Source organism: Massilia agilis, from assembly GCF_024756255.1.
Classification (GTDB): Bacteria; Pseudomonadota; Gammaproteobacteria; order Burkholderiales; family Burkholderiaceae_D; genus Telluria; species Telluria agilis.
Genome location: NZ_JANUHB010000006.1, coordinates 168,715 through 185,557, shown reverse-complemented (window position 1 = coordinate 185,557; position 16,843 = coordinate 168,715). Strand labels below are relative to the sequence as shown.

Below are 16,843 nucleotides of genomic sequence, written 5' to 3'. Positions count from 1 at the left end.
GGTGACTCAGGACTGCTTCACAGTGCGGCGCCTGCGGACGCCTTCTTTTTTATGCGTGCTGCTGGTACGAATCTGGTGTTCACCGTAGAGGTAGGCGGCGATTGCCTCGGTATGGCGGGCGGCCTTGGCGACGTTGGCTTTGTTGGAGGTCATCAGCGACACCACCAGCGCCTCGATCAGGGCCAGCACCGCTGTGGAGCTGCTGGGCAGCACCGGGTGCGTACTGTGCGCATAGAGCACGTGGTGCCCGAGCTCGGCGAGCGGGGACGCGGGCGAATCGGTGATCGAAACGATGGTGGCGCCGGCGTCGCGCGCAAAGCGCGTCAGCGGCACCACGTCGAGCGTGTAGCGCGGCAGCGAGATCACCACCAGCACGTCCTTGCGGCCGATGGTGGCCAGGTGGCTGGCGGCGACCTCGGTGCCGCCGCTGGCGGCCACTTCCACCACGTGCTGGCAGAACGGCTGCAGGTGCATGGCGAGCGTGCCGGCCATGAACGAGGACAGGCCGAAGCCGAGCACGTACACGGTGCGCGCTTTGGTCAGGGCAGCGGCGATGCGGTCCACGTCGGCGCCGGCCAGCGAACGGCTGGTGGCGGTGAGGGCCGCCTCGGCGTAGCCGAGGCTTTCCAGCGCGGGCGAGGCGGCTTGCGCGCGCCGCGCGATGGTGCTGCGCAGTTTTTCGACCGGCTGCAGCACCGACTGCAGCGTTTCGGCCACCGCGCCGCGCATCGCGGCGTAGTTCTTGAAACCGAGGTCACGCGCAAAGCGGCTGATGGTGGCGGTGGACACTTCGCAGGCTTCGGCCAGCTCCTCGATACCGAGTGCGGTGACGCGCACCTGGTTGCGCAGGACGTAGTCGGCGATGGCGCGGTTGGAGGCCGAACCTTCGGCCAGCACTTGCAGCAGGGACTGGCCGAGCGAAGACTCGGCAAAGCCGACGTCGGGCGAGGTGCTGGGCGGGGCGGGATGGGGCATTGCGCGGTTCCGGATGACGGTTTTTTTACTTGTTTATCTGTGATGTAAATATCTAAACATTGCCAACTCTAAACCAGGATTCACCGCAAACTCAACAAGATTTTGAAAGATTTTTTTCAGTGATTTACGGTGTGTAAAAAATCATACATAATCGGCCGGGTAGCCGGACCACGAAGCCAGGAGATTTGCGCATGCATACCCAGACGCACCCGATCGCGACCGAGCAGAGCGTCGCCACCTACCAGCTCACCTCGCTCCACTACGGCAGTCCGGGCGCGGGCAAGAAGGTCTATATCCAGGCTGCGCTACATGCAGACGAAATTCCGGCGATGCTGGTGGCCCAGTTCCTGCGCCGCGAGCTGGAGCGGCTGGACGCGCAGGGGCGCGTGCGCGGCGAAGTCATCCTCGTGCCGGCCGCCAATCCGGTCGGCCTGTCGCAGGTGGTGCAGGGCACGCCGTTCGGGCGCTTCGACCTGTCCACCGGGACCAACTTCAACCGCTCCTTCCCCTACCTGGTCGAGGGCCTGAAGTCGGCGCTGGCCCGCCGGCTTGGAAGCGACAGTGCGGCCAACGTGGCCGCGATCCGGGCCGAGGCACGCGCAGCCATCGCGCACTGGGAGCCGGCCGACCACACCGAGGTGCTGAAGAAGACGCTGCTGGGGATGGCGATCGACGCCGACATCGTGCTCGACCTGCACTGCGATAACGAGGCGGTGCTGCACCTGTATGCCGGCAGCGCGCTGGCCGCCCAGGTCAAGCCGCTGGCCGCGCTGCTCGGCGCGCGCGCCCTGCTGCTGTCGGACGCCTCCGGGGGCGACCCGTTCGACGAAGCCTGCAGCCGGCTGTGGTGGGACCTGGCGGCGCACTTCGGGCCGGCCACGCCGATACCGCCCGCATGCGCCGCCATCACGGTCGAACTGCGCGGCGAGATGGATGTGCGCTACGACCTGGCCGAGCAGGACGCGACCGCGCTGCTGCAATTCCTGGCGCGCGAGGGCGTGCTCGACATTCCGCTGCTGCCGCTGCCGGACCCGCTGTGCGCGCCGACCCCGCTGGAAGGCGTGGAGCCGCTGCGCGCGCCGCAATCGGGGCTGCTGGTGATGCTCAAGCGGCTGGGCGAGCGGGTCAGCGCGGGCGAAGCAGTGGCCGATGTCGTCAACCCGGTGACCGGGGTTACCGCCACCGTGCGCGCCGGCCACGACGGGCTGCTGTTCGCCAGCACCGCGCACCGCCACCTGCTGCGCGGCATGCACATCTGTAAAATCGCCGGCGCCGCCGCCTTCCGCTCCGGATCCTTGCTGAGCCAATAGCCATGCGCCTGCGACTGCCCAACACCTTTGTGCTGCTGTTCGCAATCCTGGCACTGATCGCGCTGGCGACCTGGTTTGTCCCCGGCGGCAAATACGACACCCATCTTGTGGGCGGCAAGCAGCTCGTCGATCCCGCCTCGTTCCACTACGTGGCCAGCAACCCGCAGGGGCTGGTGGCGCTGCTGAAGGCGCCCATCAAGGGCTTTGTGGAAGCGGCCCTGATCATCGGCTTCGTGCTGGTCGTCGGCGGCGCGTTCGCGGTGCTGCAGCGCACCGACGCGATCGACACCCTGATCCGCTCGATCGTGCGCGCGCACCAGCATTCGCCGGCGGTGCGCGCGGCGATCATCCCGGTGTTCGTCACCATGTTCTCGCTCGGCGGTGCCACCTTTGGCATGAACGAGGAGGTGATCCCGTTCGTGCTGGTCTTCGTGCCGCTCGCGCTGGCGCTCGGCTACGACTCGGTCGTGGGGGTCTCGATCCCCTTCCTCGGCTCGCAGGTCGGGTTCGCGGCAGCCTTCCTCAACCCGTTCAATGTGGGGATCGCGCAGGGCATCGCGGGCGTGCCGGTGTTCTCGGGCACCCTGTACCGGCTGGTGGTGTGGGCGGTAGCCACCGCGGTCACCATCGCCTTTTTGATGTGGTATGCGGCGCGGGTCAAGCACAACCCGGCCCTCAGCCCAACCTTCGTGCTGGACCAGGCCCGGCGCAAGGAACAGCCGCCGGCCGTGGGCGACGACCGCATCTCCGGGCGCCACGCCGCGGTGCTGTCGGTCTTTGCGCTGACCTTGTGCGCGATGGTGGTGGGGGTGGTGCGCTTCGACTGGTTCATCGAGGAGATCGCCGCCCTGTTCCTGGCGATGGCGATCGTGGCGGGGCTGATCGCCCGCCTGGGGACCGACAGCTGGGTGGGGGCCTTCATGCAAGGCGTAAAGGACCTGGCGCCCACCGCGCTGGTGATCGCTCTGGCGCGCGGCACCATGATCATCGCACGCGATGCGCAGATCATCGACACCATGCTGCACGCGCTGATGCCGCTGGTGCAGTCCGTCCATCCGGTGTTCGCGGCCCAGAAGATGTTCCTGATCCAGTCGGTGATCAACTTCTTCATCCACTCGGGCAGCGGGCAGGCGGCGCTGACCATGCCGATCATGGCGCCGCTGGCCGACCTGGTAGGCGTGACGCGCCAGACCGCCATCCTGGCGTTCCAGCTCGGCGAGCTGTCCACGCCGATGATTCCCACCTCGGGCATCACGGTCGGCGTGCTGGCACTGGCGCGCATCCCGTGGCTGACCTGGGCCAGGTGGATGATCCCGCTGCAGCTGATCTACCTGGTGCTGGCCCTTGCGCTCCTGGTGCCGCCCTGCCTGATGGAGTGGAATTGAGGTCACGTCCGGTAGGGTGGGCAGATTCTGCCCACGCGTTCAAACAGAGCACGCGCACAGGCAACGCAAGCGTGCGTTGAACGCGTGGGCGGGAAACCCGCCCACCCTACGAAAAAAGGGCAGCGCCACCAGACGCTGCCCTTCCTTTGCATGCGAAGCCCGGCTTACTTGGCCAGGTGCTTCTCGAGCTTTTCCTTGGTCGCCACCAGCTCCTGCGGCAGGCGGTAGGAGAGCTTTTCGAACAGCTCGGTGTGCAGCTTGAGCTCTTCGCGCCATGCGTCCTCGTCGATCGAGGTGATCTGCACGAACTGCTCCTCGGTGAACACCACGCCGTCCCAAGTCAGGTCGGCGTAGGCCGGGGTGGTGCCGAACATGTGCTCGACACCGCCGGCCTGGCCCTTGGTGCGGTCCAGGATCCACTTCAGCACGCGCATGTTGTCGCCGTAGCCCGGCCACACGAAGTTGCCCTGCTCGTCCGTGCGGAACCAGTTCACGCAGAAGATCTTCGGCAGCGCGGCCGGGTTCTTCTCCGCCACCTTGCGGCCGAGATCGAGCCAGTGCTGGAAGTATTCGCTCATGTTGTAGCCGATGAACGGCAACATTGCGTACGGGTCGCGGCGCACCACGCCCATCTGGCCGGCGGCAGCCGCGGTGGTTTCCGAGCCCATGGTAGCAGCCATGTACACGCCCTCGGTCCAGTCGCGCGCCTCGGTCACCAGCGGCACGGTGGTCGAGCGGCGGCCACCGAAGATGAAGGCCGAAATCGGCACGCCGGCCGGGTCGTCCCACGCCGGGTCGATCACCGGGTTCTGGGTCGCGGCCACGGTGAAGCGCGCGTTCGGATGCGCGGCCTTGGTGCCGGACGCCGGGGTCCAGTCCTTGCCCTGCCAGTCGATCAGGTGCGCCGGCGGGGTCTTGGTCATGCCTTCCCACCAGACGTCGCCGTCGTCGGTCAGCGCCACGTTGGTGAAGATGACGTCGCGGCGCAGCGACTCCATGCAGTTGCGGTTGGTCTTTTCGTTGGTGCCCGGGGCCACGCCAAAGTAGCCGGCTTCCGGGTTGATCGCGTACAGGCGGCCGTCCTGGCCCGGCTTGATCCACGCAATGTCGTCACCGATGGTGGTGACCTTCCAGCCTTCGAACCCCGAGGGCGGGATCAGCATGGCGAAGTTGGTCTTGCCGCAAGCCGACGGGAACGCGGCCGCGACGTAGTTCTTCTCGCCCTGCGGCGACTCCACGCCCAGGATCAGCATGTGCTCGGCCAGCCAGCCGGTGCCGCCTTCCTGCGCTTCCTGGTAGCCCATGTTCGATGCGATACGCAGCGCGAAACACTTCTTGCCCAGGAGCGCGTTGCCGCCGTAGCCGGAGCCAAACGACCAGATCTCGCGCGTTTCCGGATAATGGACGATGTACTTGGTGGCGTTGCACGGCCATTTCACGTCTTGCTGGCCGGCTGCAAGCGGCATGCCGACGCTGTGCACGCAGGGCACGAACTCGCCGGAATCGCCCAGCACGTCGTACACGGCGCGGCCCATGCGGGTCATGATCTTCATGTTGACCGCCACGTAGGGCGAGTCGGACAGCTCGACGCCGATGTGGGCGATCGGCGAGCCCAGCGGGCCCATCGAGAACGGGATCACGTACAGCGTGCGGCCGGCCATGCAGCCGTCGAACAGGCCGTGCAGGGTGCGGCGCATCTCGGCCGGGTCCATCCAGTTGTTGGTGGGGCCGGCCTGCTCGCGGGTGGCGGAGCAGATGAAGGTGCGGTCTTCCACGCGCGCCACGTCGCTGGGGTCGGAGCAGGCCAGGTACGAGTTCGGGCGCTTTTCCGGGTTGAGCTTTTTCATCGTGCCGGCGTCGACCATTTGCGCGCACAGGCGGTCGTATTCCTCGGTCGAGCCGTCGCACCAGTAGATGCTGTCGGGCTTGGTCAGGGCGGCGATTTCCGCCACCCAGTTGATGAGCTTTTGATGCTTGATGTAATCGGGGACGTCCAGTGCAGCGACGCCGCCCATCACGGGCTGGTTCATAGGTGCCTCCAATGCCAATTAAGAATTCTTATGTTGTCCCGGAACGTCAGGATCGTCGTGTGCCCCTTGGGCCGCGCCAGGCGAGCTTCTCGCTGGCACTATTGAATCCATTCACGCGGATGGGTTCGGTGGGTACGGCGGTCATATCATTGGCCTTGTTGTATTTTTATCTGTTCAAGGCCGGCGTGCGGGTGAACCGTGTCAAAGCTTTAACTTTTCAGGCGATTGTACACCCCATGTGTCTGGATTCAAGCTCAGCACGACAAAAATGTAGGAATAATTGTTGAGTAATGTAGTGTGCTATTTGGTTTTCACTTGAGCGTGTTAATCTTTTACGAAATCTTGCCTAATTTCAGCTATTAGCTATGAAAATTGCAATTCTCGACGACTACCAGGACGCGGTCCGGAGCCTGGACTGCTTTGGCCTGTTGGACGGCCACGAGGTCAAAGTGTTCACCAGCTCGGCGCGCGGCGCGGGCCAGCTGGCGATCCGGCTGGCGCCGTTCGATGCGCTGGTGCTCATTCGCGAGCGCACCGCCTTTCCGCGCGCGCTGCTGGGCAAGCTGCCCAACCTGAAGCTCATTTCCCAGACCGGCAAGGTGAGCGGCCATGTGGACGTGGCCGCCGCCACCGAACGCGGGATCGCGATCGCCGAGGGCGTGGGCTCGCCGGTGGCGCCGGCCGAACTGACCTGGGCGCTCATCATGGCCGCCAGCCGCCGGATCGTGCCCTATGCAAACAACCTGAAAGACGGTCTGTGGCAAACCGCCTCGATCAACCCGCAACTGAACGGGCTGGGGCGGGTGCTCAAGGGGCGCACGCTGGCGATCTGGAGTTACGGCAAGATCGGCAAGATGGTGGCAGGCTACGCTAAGGCGTTCGGGATGCGCGTGCTGGTGTGGGGTAGCGAGCAGAGCCGCGCCGCGGCGGAGGCCGACGGCCACGAGGCCGCCGGCAGCCGCGAGTCCTTCTTCGAGCAGGCCGACGTGCTGACGCTGCACCTGCGGCTGGCAGACGCCACGCGCGGCATCGTCACCGCCGACGACCTGGCGCGCATGAAACCGGATGCGCTGTTCGTCAACACCAGCCGCGCCGAGCTGGTCGCGCAAGGCGCGCTGGAAGCTGCCCTGCGGCGCGGCCGGCCCGGCTGGGCGGCACTGGATGTGTTCACCGACGAGCCGCTGCCGGCCGATGCCGAGCTGCTGCGCATGCCGACCGTGCTGGCCACGCCGCACCTGGGGTATGTGGAGAAGGAGAGCTACGAGCTGTACTTCAGGGCGGCGTTCGAGAATGTGGTCAATTTCGCCAATGGCACGCCAACGAACATCCTCAACCCTGAAGCGTTGACAACATCTCGAACCTGAAAACCGTCATTCCCGGCACTGCCGGAAATGACTCCCGGCGAAGGCCGGGATCCATAGACCCTGTGCACGGTCGAAAATTGCGCACAAGCCGCGTTTCGTTCCCTCTCAGCATGGATCCCGGCCTCCGCCGGGATGACGGTCTTTAAGCTGGTGGCAGAAAACCTGCTAGCTCAGCGCAGCTCGGGCTCGCCGGTCAGGTTGATGCGGCGCGTCGGCATCGCATGCGTACGCGTCCAGAGCCCGGCCCAGCCCGGCGGCCAGCTGATCGACGGGCCGCTGTAATGCGGCAGGCCCGCGCGCACGGGCACCACCGGCACTGCCGGCATGTCGCGCAAACCACCGGCGGTGGCACGCTGCATGTCCAGGCTGTACATGTAGCCCGGCAGCAGCAGGTCGCACACATCCGCGAACCACGCGGTGTGGTCTTCGTCCTTGCCCAGCGCCTGCGCCAGCCCTTGCGGGTCGAATTTCGCCAGCGCGTGGATCAGCTCGTCGGTGGAAGCGCCGGGCGAATCGCCCCAGCCCATCACCGGGTTGTTGTTGTACTCGGCGCCCGAGCCATACCAGCCCTCGCGCCACGGCCGCTGCATCCAGTCGCGCTTGCCCGTGAACAAGTGCCAGCGCCAGTGCAGGCCGGACGGCTTGGGCCACGAATAGAGGTACAGCTTTTGGTAGCCGGCCTTGTGCAGCTCGCGCACCATGGCCATCAGGCGCGCGTGTGGCATGCGGTCGGGCGGCATGCGGCGGAACAGGATCGGTTCGCCGTCCGCGTGCTGGACTTCGTCGCTCGACAGGTTCAGGTCGAGCGTGCGCGACTCGTTGCCGAAGCGGGCCGAGATCCAGCCCGTCAACAGGTTGACGTGCACGATCACGCCATAGCCTCGGTGACGGTGGAAGATGACGGTTCCTGGGGCAACGGCTTTCATAAGTTAAGTCGGTGTTCTGGAAAAAGCGACGAGTGTACTCATCGGACCGGGAGGATTCTAGCGCAGACACATGTGGATACACGTCGTTTGCAGCTATCATTAGCCACCTTTTTTTCACCGAGTTTATAAACGATCATGACTTTGCGCCTCATCGCCACCGGCGGCACTTTCGACAAGCACTACAACGAACTGAACGGCAGCCTGGGCTTCGCGGACAGCCACTTGCCGCAAGTCATCAGCCGCACCCGCATGACGATTCCGGTGGCACTGGAAGTGCTGCCCCTGCTCGACTCGCTCGACATGCAGGACGCCGACCGCCAGCGCGTGCTGGCATCGTGCCAAGCGGCAACGGAGAAGGCGATCGTGATCGTGCACGGCACCGATACCATGCGCGAGACCGCGCAGGTGCTGGGTGCGGCCACACTGGACAAAACCATCGTGCTCACCGGCGCCATGATCCCCTACGAGATCGCCAACTCGGACGCGCTGTTCAACCTCGGTGTGGCGGTGGGCGTGGCCCAGACCCTGCCGGCCGGCGTGTACGTGGCGATGAACGGCAAGGTGTTCACCTGGAATAACGTGACCAAGAACCGCGCCGCCGGCGTGTTCGAGCCGCTGTAATTGCGACAGGGCAGCGTGGCGCTGCCCTTTCCACTGGTTTCCTATACTCCGCTCTCAACCCAGGGAGAGGAGAGCACGATGGCAGACCAGCGCCCGACGCTGACGACACGTCAGGGTCATCCCGTCCGCGACAACCAGTCGCTGCGCTCGGTGGGCGAGCGCGGCCCGGCGACGCTCGAAAACTACCAGTTCATCGAAAAGATCACCCATTTCGACCGCGAGCGCGTGCCCGAACGCGTGGTGCATGCGCGCGGCACCGGCGCGCACGGCTATTTCGAAGCGTACGGTAAGATCGGCAACGAGCCGGCCAGCAAGTACACTCGTGCCAAGGTGCTCAACCAGACGGGCGTGCAAACGCCGGTGTTCGTGCGCTTTTCCACTGTCATCGGCGGCAAGGATTCACCCGAAACCGCACGCGACCCGCGCGGCTTTGCGGTCAAGCTCAAGACCGTCGAGGGCAACTGGGACCTGGTCGGCAACAACCTGAAGATCTTCTTCATCCGTGACGCGATCAAGTTCCCGGACATGATCCACGCGTTCAAGCCCGACCCGGTCACCAACCAGCAGGAAGCCTGGCGCTTCTACGACTTCATCAGCAACACGCCGGAAGCGCTGCACATGCTTACCTGGGTCAAGAGCCCGTGGGGCATTCCGGCCAACTACCGCGAGATGGAAGGCTCGGGCGTGAACACCTACAAGCTGGTGAACGACCAGGGCGTGGCGCACCTAGTCAAGTTCCACTGGGTGCCCAGGCAGGGCGTACGCAACCTGACCGCGCAGCAGGCGGCCGAGATCCAGGCACACGACACGAGCCACGCCACGCGCGACCTGTACAACGCCATCAAGGGCGGCAACTATCCCGAGTGGGAGTTCTGCGTGCAGATCATGGCGGACGGCGAGCATCCCGAGCTGGACTTCGACCCGCTCGACGACACCAAGCGCTGGCCCGAGGACCAGTTTCCGCTGCTGCCGGTGGGTCGCATGGTGCTCGACAAGAACCCCGACAACGTGTTCGCCGAGACCGAGCAATCGGCCTTTGGCACCGGCGTGCTGGTGGACGGTATCGACTTCTCGGACGACAAGATGCTGCAGGGGCGCACGCTGTCGTACTCGGACACGCAGCGCTACCGCGTGGGCGCCAACTACCTGCAGCTGCCGATCAACCAGCCGCAGGACGCGGCCAGGGCGCACACCAACCAGCGCGACGGGCAGATGGCCTACTACGTGGACGGGCAGGGCGAGGACAAGCATATCAACTACGAGCCGAGCCTGATGGGCGGCTACAAGGAAGCGGACAGGCCCGAGCACGAGTACCGTCCGCACGTCGAGGGGCAGCTGGGGCGCTACCAGACTTCGCGCACGCAGGACGACTACAAGCAGGCAGGCGAGCGCTATCGCACGTTCGAGGATTGGGAACGGGAAGACCTGGTGGCCAACATCGGCGGGGATTTGAAGCAGTGCCCGGAGCCGATCCAGCTGCGCATGGTGTGGCACCTGTGGCACTGCGACGAGGACTATGGCCGGCGCGTGGCCGAGCGGGCCGGCATCGACCTGGAAAGAGCGAAGGCGCTGCCGCCGATGGAAGGCAAGCCGGCGCCGCATCAGGCGCGGGAAGGTAGCGGACAGGCCGAGGAGCCGGCGACCAGCGAGGAAGTGGCAGCGGTGAAGTGACCGGTAACACGTAGGGTGGGCAGGTTTCCTGCCCACGCGTTCAAGGAGCGCCCAACGGGCCGCGCGTCTGTCAAACGTTTGTTGAACGCGTGGGCAGGAGGACCTGCCCACCCTACCGGAAGCACCTGCGTCAGGCGAATTACGCCTTCGCCTCGCCGCCCAACGCCTCGACCACGTCGGCCAGCAGCTTGGCCAGCTCGCCGGTCATCAGGGCGATGTCGTTGTCAAAGCGCTCGTCGTCGCTGTAGGTGACGGCCTCGCCTTCCTTGATCACGTCCAGCGGCTTGACGCCCTTGATCGCCAGCGACTCGGTCAGCACGAACGAAATGCGGTCGTTCCAGGTCATCGCCAGGCGCGTGCACTGCTTGCCGGCGGCGATGTGGCGGCGGATGTCATCCGGCTCCAGCGTGTGCTTCACGTAGCGCACCGCAGCCTTGCTCTCGCCAGTGGCGCGCAGTTCGGTGTCCTGGTCGATGGTGAAGCCGTACGGTGCCTCGTCCGCCTCCAGCCAGCCGGTCATCACCGCCACCGGCGAACGCTGCACGCGCAGCGATTCGAGCGGCATCTTGTCCACGGCCTTGAGCAGCAGCTTGATCACGTCGTCGGCCTTGCTCGGGCTCGCGGCATCCACCACCAGCCAGCCGTTGACCGGGTCGATCCACACCCACACGTTGCTGCGGATGGAGAAGGCGCGCGGCAGCAGCTCGTCGGCCACGCGCTCTTTCAGTTCCTTCATCGCCTTTTTACCCGGAGGGAAGCCCTGCTGCTCTTCCAGCTCGGCAGCCTTGGCCTTGGCGACCTGGTTGATCACCGAGCCCGGCAGCAGCTTCTTCTCGGTGCCGAGCACCATCAGCATTTGCTTGTTGACCACGTGCACCAGATTGCCGTTGCCGCGCGGCGAATCCCAGCCCTGGCGCAGCAGCTCGTTGCTGCTCGCTGGAACAAAACTTTGTGGCTTCAGGGCCGCTTCCAACTGTTCAGGAGAAAAAGCCCACGGCGCGGGCAGGCGGTAAATCTGGAGATTCTTGAACCACATAAGTTGTATTTCCGGTGTCTCAGTTTTTCAGAGGAACGATATTCTACACGCTGCCGAGCCGCAATTTCACAGTCCGGTCAGCCCAATTTTCAAGCTTGCTTCATCGTCAAACAGCCGCAACTGCTCGACCTTGTCGGTTTCGCCGAGCCGCACGCCCACGCCGAGCAGGCGCACCGGGCGGCTTGCGCGCTGCCAGCCGGTCTCCATCAGGCGAGCATAGGTGGGGATGTGCGGCGCGCTGCCCACGCACTCCACCGTGGTCTGCTGGAAGTCGGCAAACTTGATCTTCACAAACAGCTTGTTGATTTGCTTTTCGGCGCCGGCGCGCTTAATCCGGCCCAGCAACTGCTCGAACAGGTCCGGCAGCAGCGCCAGGCACGCGGGCAGGTCAGGCACGTCGGGCGTGTAGGTCTCCTCGGTGCTGATCGACTTGCGCTCGCGCGCATTGCTCACCTCGCGGTGGTCGATGCCGCGGCACAGGTCGAACAGGCGCAGGCCAAAACTGCCGAAGTGGTGCTGCAGCTCCTGCTCGGTCCAGCCGCGCAGGTCGGCGCAGGTCTGGACGCCGAGCTTGTTGAGCTTGGCCGCGGTCACCTTGCCAACGCCGAACAGCTTCTTGACCGGCAGCGCCGCCACAAAGGCGTCCACCTCGTCGGGCCGCACCAGGAACAGCCCGTCCGGCTTGTTCCAGTCGCTCGCGATCTTGGCGACGAACTTGTTGGGCGCCACACCAGCCGACGCGGTGATGCCGACGGTATCGAAGATCCGCTGGCGGATCTCCTGCGCGATCAGCGTCGCGCTGCCCTTGCAGTGCGGGGAGTCGGTCACGTCGAGATAGGCTTCGTCCAACGACAGCGGTTCCACCAGGTCGGTGTAGGTGCGGTAGATGTCCATGATCTGGCGCGACGCCACGCGGTACTTCTCCATGCTTGGTGGCAGCACCAGCAGGTGCGGGCACAGCTTCATGGCCTGGGCAGTCGCCATGGCCGAATGGATGCCGAAAGCGCGCGCCTCGTAATTGCAGGTGGCGATGACGCCGCGCTGATCCGGCCGTCCGCCCACCGCGAGCGGGCGCCCGCGCAACGATGGGTCGTCGCGCATTTCGACGGATGCGTAAAAGCAGTCGCAATCGCAGTGGATGATTTTGCGGACCGGGGCGTTCAATGGCGCGAAGCAGCTCTACTGTAAATTTATACAGTATTCACCGAAACGGGCATTCGCGCAAGCGTCGGCCGTGATCGACAGGGCACCACTGCCACACTGTCATGCCATGGCAGCGCTGGCAGTATTGGCAGTCGCGCTGCCGGGCGCGACTTCTGGTTTTTCAACCACTTGGACACGTGCGCTACCGGGCACGCTTGTTGCAACTCCATGATGGTGACGTGGGTATTCCACGCCGCTGACACACTTCATCCAAGGAAGGGAATCATCATGCAAGCACTGCACCTGCTCTTCAGTTCGGACTTCGGCCTGCTCACCGTCGCCTTCTTCGCGCTCATGCTCGCGATGGCCGTGTACTTCATCCGCATCTTCAGCTCGCGCAACGCGCCGGCCAGCACCAAGAATAAATAACGGAAGGGACGGCATGGACGTGCAAGACAAGCCTGGACTCCAGGCCGCACCGCTGGCCCAGGCTGGCGGTTCCGGAGAGAAGGTCGTGGAGCTGTACGCGTCAGGCCAGAAGATCTACCCGCGCGCGCCCACCGGCTGGTTCGCCAGTTGGCGCTGGGCCATGGTCTGGCTCACCCAGCTCCTGTTCTACGGGGCGCCGTGGCTGACATGGAACGGTCGCCAGGCAGTGCTGTTCGACCTGGTGCACCGAAAGTTCTACATCTTTGGCGTGGTGCTGTGGCCGCAGGATTTCATCTACCTGGCGATCCTGCTGATGCTGTCCGCGCTGTCCCTGTTCCTGTTCACCGCCGTTGGCGGCCGGCTGTTCTGCGGCTATGCCTGCCCCCAGACGGTGTACACCGAAATGTTCATGTGGGTCGAGCGCAAGATCGAAGGCGAGCGCGCGGCCCGCATGCGGCTGGACCAGTCGCCCTGGGGGCTGCGCAAGCTGGGCATCAAGTCGGCCAAGCAGGCCGCGTGGATCGCCATGGCACTGGCCACCGGCTTTACCTTTGTCGGGTACTTCACGCCGATCCACACGCTGGCACGCGAAGTGGCCAGCCTGACGCTGGGGCCGTGGGAGACCTTCTGGGTCCTGTTCTACAGCTTTGCGACCTGGGGCAACGCCGGCTACATGCGCGAGCAGGTGTGCAAGTACATGTGCCCCTACGCGCGCTTCCAGAGCGCGATGTTCGACAAGGACACCCTCATCATCACTTACGACGCCAAGCGCGGCGACCCGCGCGGTGCGCGTGGCAGGAAGGTCGACCCGAAGGCTGCGGGCCTGGGCGACTGCATCGACTGCGGGCTGTGCGTGCAGGTCTGCCCGACCGGCATCGACATTCGCAAGGGCCTGCAGTACGAGTGCATCGGCTGCGCCGGCTGCATCGACGTGTGCAACGACGTGATGGCGAAAATGGGCTACCCCAAGGGCCTCGTGCGCTACACCACGCAAAATGCGCTGGCCGCGGGCTGGACGCCGAAACAGGCAAGGTCCCGGGTGCTGCGCCCGCGCGTGCTGGTCTACGCCGCAATCCTGCTGTCGGTTGCGGCGGCGGCCGGCCTGTCGCTGGCCTTGCGCACGCCGCTCAAGGTGGACGTGCTGCGTGACCGCGGCATGCCGCGCATCATGGAGAACGAAGCAGTCGAGAACGTGTACCGCCTGCAGGTCATGAACACCGATGAGCGGGACCACACCTACACGGTGCTGGTCGAAGGCCCGGCGGGGATGGCGCTCGCCTCGGAGCCGCTGATCGCCGTGCCCTCGACCACGACGCGGGCAGTGCCGGTGCGCGTGCAGTGGCAGGCGCCGCCAAATGCGGACAAATCGCAGCGCATCGTATTCAAGGTGCGCGATACGCGCGACGCGTCGATCGCAGTGAGCGAAAAGGCGGTGTTCCTCATACCGCCGCGCTAGGGCGGGCAGGTCCGGCGCAACCCGCAACGGCTAGCGCAGGGCCAAGCGCATGGCCTGCGACAGCAGCGGTGAGCCCGGACGAAGCGGTTCGGGCGCGCCAACCGGCCGGAAGCCGGCGCGCGCATACAGCCGCTGGGCCGGGGTGTCGCCCTGGGTGACGCCCAATTGCACGGCGCCGGCACCAGTCGAGCGCGCCCAGTGGATCGCCTCGCGCAGCAGCGAGGCACCCACGCCGCGGCCACGGCCTTCGGGCGCTACCCACACCTGGAACAGGTTCACCACCGACTCGTCGGCGGCATCGACCTTGGCCCACAGCAGGCCGACCGCGGCGCCGTCCACCTCGGCCACGAGCGGCCGATCGCGTCCGGATACGGCCGCCGCAGCCAGGCGCGCGGCCCAAACGTCGGCGGGACGCGGCTGTTCTTCGGCGAGCGTACTGCCGAAGGCATCGGGCGAATCGGCCAGGGAGCGCAGGCGCATGTCGCGCCAGGCTGGCCAGTCGTGTGGTTCGAGCGGTCGGATGATGTATGGGTCCATGCGGATCAGCTTACGTAAGCTGGGCGCTTCTGTCCATGCGTGAGTTGAACGCGTGGGCGCGCAGCCGAAAAAAAAGCGCGGCCAACAAGCCGCGCTTTCATTTGCCATGCCGGTGCTTACCAGCTCAGCTTGAGCGTGTACTTGCCGGTGGAGCCGGTGGCGCCGCCGTAGTAATGCACGCGCAGGTAGAAGGCCGCCGTGGTCGTGCCCGTGTTGGCGCGCGCGATCGCGTCGGTCGAGCCGGCGCCATTGGTGCTGCTTGCCAGCAGCGTGCCCGCGCTGTTGTACAGGTACAGGTCATAGTCCGCGGTGCTGGTCCCCATCGTCAGCGTTGCGCTCAGCGTCTTACCAGCCGGGAGCTGGACCACGAAATAGTCGTCGTCCGTGCTCGAACCCATGGTGCCGTTCACCGTGGTGCCGCTGGTGCTCACCGCGTTCGCGCTCGACAGCGTGTTGTTCGGCTCCACTTCGTTCTGCGTCGGCGAGGTGGTGGTGGTCGAGCCGATGGCCGCCGTCACCGCGGCCGATGCATCGACGATGCCGGCGCCGCAGCCCGAGCACGCGGCCGGGAAGGCGCGCGCGGTCGACTTGAGCTTGGCCTCGACGTCATCCGGCGTGAGGCCCGGATTCTTCGACAGCATCAGCGCGACGACGCCCGCCACGTGCGGCGTGGCCATCGAGGTGCCCATGTAGTAGGCGTAGCTGTCCGATGCCGGCGCGCGCGTGCCCGAGTTCAGCGTGGACAGGATGCCTGCGCCCGAGTCCCCGCCCGGCGCTGCCACGTCCACCAGCGTGCCGTAATTCGAATACGAGGCCTTGCCGCCGCTGCGTCCCACCGCCGCCACCGCGATCACGCCCTGGCAGTTGGCGGGCGTCGCGTTGCTGACGTTGGTGTTCGAGTTGCCGGCCGCGACCACCACCACCGACCCGCGCGAGCGCGCGCTGTTGATCGCGTTCTGCGTGGTGCTGTCGCAGGTGCCGCTGCCGCCCAGCGACAGGTTGAGCACGCGCGCCTTGTTGGCGTTGGCCGGCACGTTGGCGACTGCGCCGCCCGAGGTCCAGATGATGGCGTCGGCGATGTCCGAGGTGTAGCCGCCGCATTTGCCGAGCACGCGCGCAGGCACGATCTTGGCGCCGTAGGCCACGCCCGCCACGCCCACGCCGTTGTTGGTCAGCGCCGCGATGGTGCCGGCCACGTGGGTGCCGTGCCAGCTCGAATTCTGGTCCTGGGCCGGCACGCCGCTGCCGCACTCGCCGGCCACGGTCCAGTCGCCCGGGTCGCTCGCATCGCCGTCGCGGCCGGTGCCGTCGTTGGCAATGGTGCTGCTGGTGATGAAGTCGTAGCCGGGCAGGATCTGGCCCTGCAGGTCGGCGTGCGGACGGTAGCCGGTGTCGATCACGGCCACGTTGATGCCGGCGCCGGTCGACTTGTCCCACGCCGCCGGCAAGCGCATGCCGGCGGTAGCTTCATACAAGTCCCACTGGTTGGTGTACTGCGGGTCGTTCGGGGTGAACTGCGCGGTCAGGATGCGGTCCGGCTCGGCGTATTCCACGCTCGGGTCACGCTGCGCCAGCTCGGCCGCCAGCCTGGTGACATCCTCGAGCGGCAGCTTGCGGTCCAGTTGCACCACGTGGGCGCCGGTGCCGATCGTGTGCAGCAGCTTCATCGACAGGCCGAACTGCTGGCCCGCGCGGTCCAGGATGGCGCGCCGCGCGGCGCTGATCGGCGCAGCCTGGGCCGGCCCCTTGCCGCTGGCAACGGAATCCTTGTACTTGACGATCAGCCGGTCAGTCTGGGCGACGAAGGGCACGCTGTGCGCGGGCGCAGGCTGCTGCGCGTGGGCCAGGCCGGCCAGCAAGCCGGTGCCGATCACGGCGGCCGCGCAAAACTTCAACAATGACGGATGAAACCGGTTCATGAGACTCCTCGCTGTTACGTACAGAAAACAGCGGAAAGCCT

14 protein-coding genes are annotated in these 16,843 nt (G+C 65.8%); 7 read left to right on the top strand and 7 right to left on the bottom strand.

Annotation, left to right across the window (positions count from 1 at the left end; all coding sequences use genetic code 11):
* Positions 1-6: 6 nt before the first annotated feature.
* Entirely contained in the window at positions 7-975 is a 969-nt protein-coding gene (locus NX774_RS20990; RefSeq protein WP_258824233.1) for a MurR/RpiR family transcriptional regulator, read from the bottom strand.
* A 191-nt stretch (positions 976-1,166) separates the two neighbouring features.
* On the opposite strand from NX774_RS20990, the gene NX774_RS20985 reads away from it, so the two are divergent.
* Positions 1,167-2,285 (top strand): succinylglutamate desuccinylase/aspartoacylase family protein, encoded by a 1,119-nt coding sequence (locus NX774_RS20985; RefSeq protein ID WP_258824232.1) that lies wholly within the window; start codon positions 1,167-1,169, stop codon positions 2,283-2,285.
* A gap of 2 nt (positions 2,286-2,287) precedes the next feature.
* Positions 2,288-3,670 (top strand): YfcC family protein, encoded by a 1,383-nt coding sequence (locus NX774_RS20980; protein ID WP_258824231.1) that lies wholly within the window; start codon positions 2,288-2,290, stop codon positions 3,668-3,670.
* 164 nt (positions 3,671-3,834) lie between these two features.
* Here the strand turns inward: NX774_RS20980 and NX774_RS20975 are convergent, their stop codons facing one another.
* The gene (locus NX774_RS20975; protein ID WP_258824230.1) at positions 3,835-5,700 is read right to left on the bottom strand and encodes a phosphoenolpyruvate carboxykinase (GTP); all 1,866 of its coding nucleotides are present in this window, start codon (positions 5,698-5,700) and stop codon (positions 3,835-3,837) included.
* Positions 5,701-6,065: 365 nt separating this feature from the next.
* Between NX774_RS20975 and NX774_RS20970 the strand changes: the two genes are divergently transcribed.
* Positions 6,066-7,064, top strand: coding sequence for a D-2-hydroxyacid dehydrogenase family protein (locus NX774_RS20970; protein ID WP_258824229.1), 999 nt, complete (start codon positions 6,066-6,068; stop codon positions 7,062-7,064).
* A gap of 170 nt (positions 7,065-7,234) precedes the next feature.
* Here the strand turns inward: NX774_RS20970 and NX774_RS20965 are convergent, their stop codons facing one another.
* Positions 7,235-7,990 (bottom strand): L-asparaginase, encoded by a 756-nt coding sequence (locus NX774_RS20965; protein ID WP_258824228.1) that lies wholly within the window; start codon positions 7,988-7,990, stop codon positions 7,235-7,237.
* 135 nt (positions 7,991-8,125) lie between these two features.
* On the opposite strand from NX774_RS20965, the gene NX774_RS20960 reads away from it, so the two are divergent.
* A complete protein-coding gene (locus NX774_RS20960; RefSeq protein WP_258824227.1) occupies positions 8,126-8,611 on the top strand; it encodes an asparaginase domain-containing protein in 486 nt (161 codons plus the stop codon).
* 78 nt (positions 8,612-8,689) lie between these two features.
* A complete protein-coding gene (locus NX774_RS20955) occupies positions 8,690-10,282 on the top strand; it encodes a catalase (RefSeq protein WP_258824226.1) in 1,593 nt (530 codons plus the stop codon).
* Positions 10,283-10,421: 139 nt separating this feature from the next.
* Here the strand turns inward: NX774_RS20955 and NX774_RS20950 are convergent, their stop codons facing one another.
* Both NX774_RS20950 and dinB read right to left on the bottom strand, forming a co-directional pair.
* Positions 10,422-11,318: a recombination-associated protein RdgC gene (locus NX774_RS20950; RefSeq protein WP_258824225.1), complete on the bottom strand. Its 897-nt coding sequence runs from the start codon at positions 11,316-11,318 to the stop codon at positions 10,422-10,424.
* A 66-nt stretch (positions 11,319-11,384) separates the two neighbouring features.
* Positions 11,385-12,482: a DNA polymerase IV gene (gene dinB / locus NX774_RS20945; RefSeq protein ID WP_307731386.1), complete on the bottom strand. Its 1,098-nt coding sequence runs from the start codon at positions 12,480-12,482 to the stop codon at positions 11,385-11,387.
* 267 nt (positions 12,483-12,749) lie between these two features.
* On the opposite strand from dinB, the gene NX774_RS20940 reads away from it, so the two are divergent.
* Together NX774_RS20940 and ccoG are read left to right on the top strand one after the other, a co-directional pair.
* Positions 12,750-12,890 carry a DUF3149 domain-containing protein gene (locus NX774_RS20940; RefSeq protein WP_258824224.1) on the top strand — a complete coding sequence of 47 codons (141 nt, stop codon included), beginning with the start codon at positions 12,750-12,752 and terminating at the stop codon, positions 12,888-12,890.
* A gap of 13 nt (positions 12,891-12,903) precedes the next feature.
* Positions 12,904-14,346, top strand: a complete 1,443-nt coding sequence (ccoG, locus tag NX774_RS20935; protein ID WP_258824223.1) for a cytochrome c oxidase accessory protein CcoG — start codon at positions 12,904-12,906, stop codon at positions 14,344-14,346.
* A 30-nt stretch (positions 14,347-14,376) separates the two neighbouring features.
* On the opposite strand, the gene NX774_RS20930 is transcribed toward ccoG, so the two are convergent.
* Entirely contained in the window at positions 14,377-14,883 is a 507-nt protein-coding gene (locus NX774_RS20930) for a GNAT family N-acetyltransferase (RefSeq protein ID WP_258824222.1), read from the bottom strand.
* A gap of 116 nt (positions 14,884-14,999) precedes the next feature.
* The gene (locus tag NX774_RS20925) at positions 15,000-16,802 is read right to left on the bottom strand and encodes a S8 family peptidase (RefSeq protein WP_258824221.1); all 1,803 of its coding nucleotides are present in this window, start codon (positions 16,800-16,802) and stop codon (positions 15,000-15,002) included.
* Positions 16,803-16,843 lie beyond the last annotated feature (41 nt).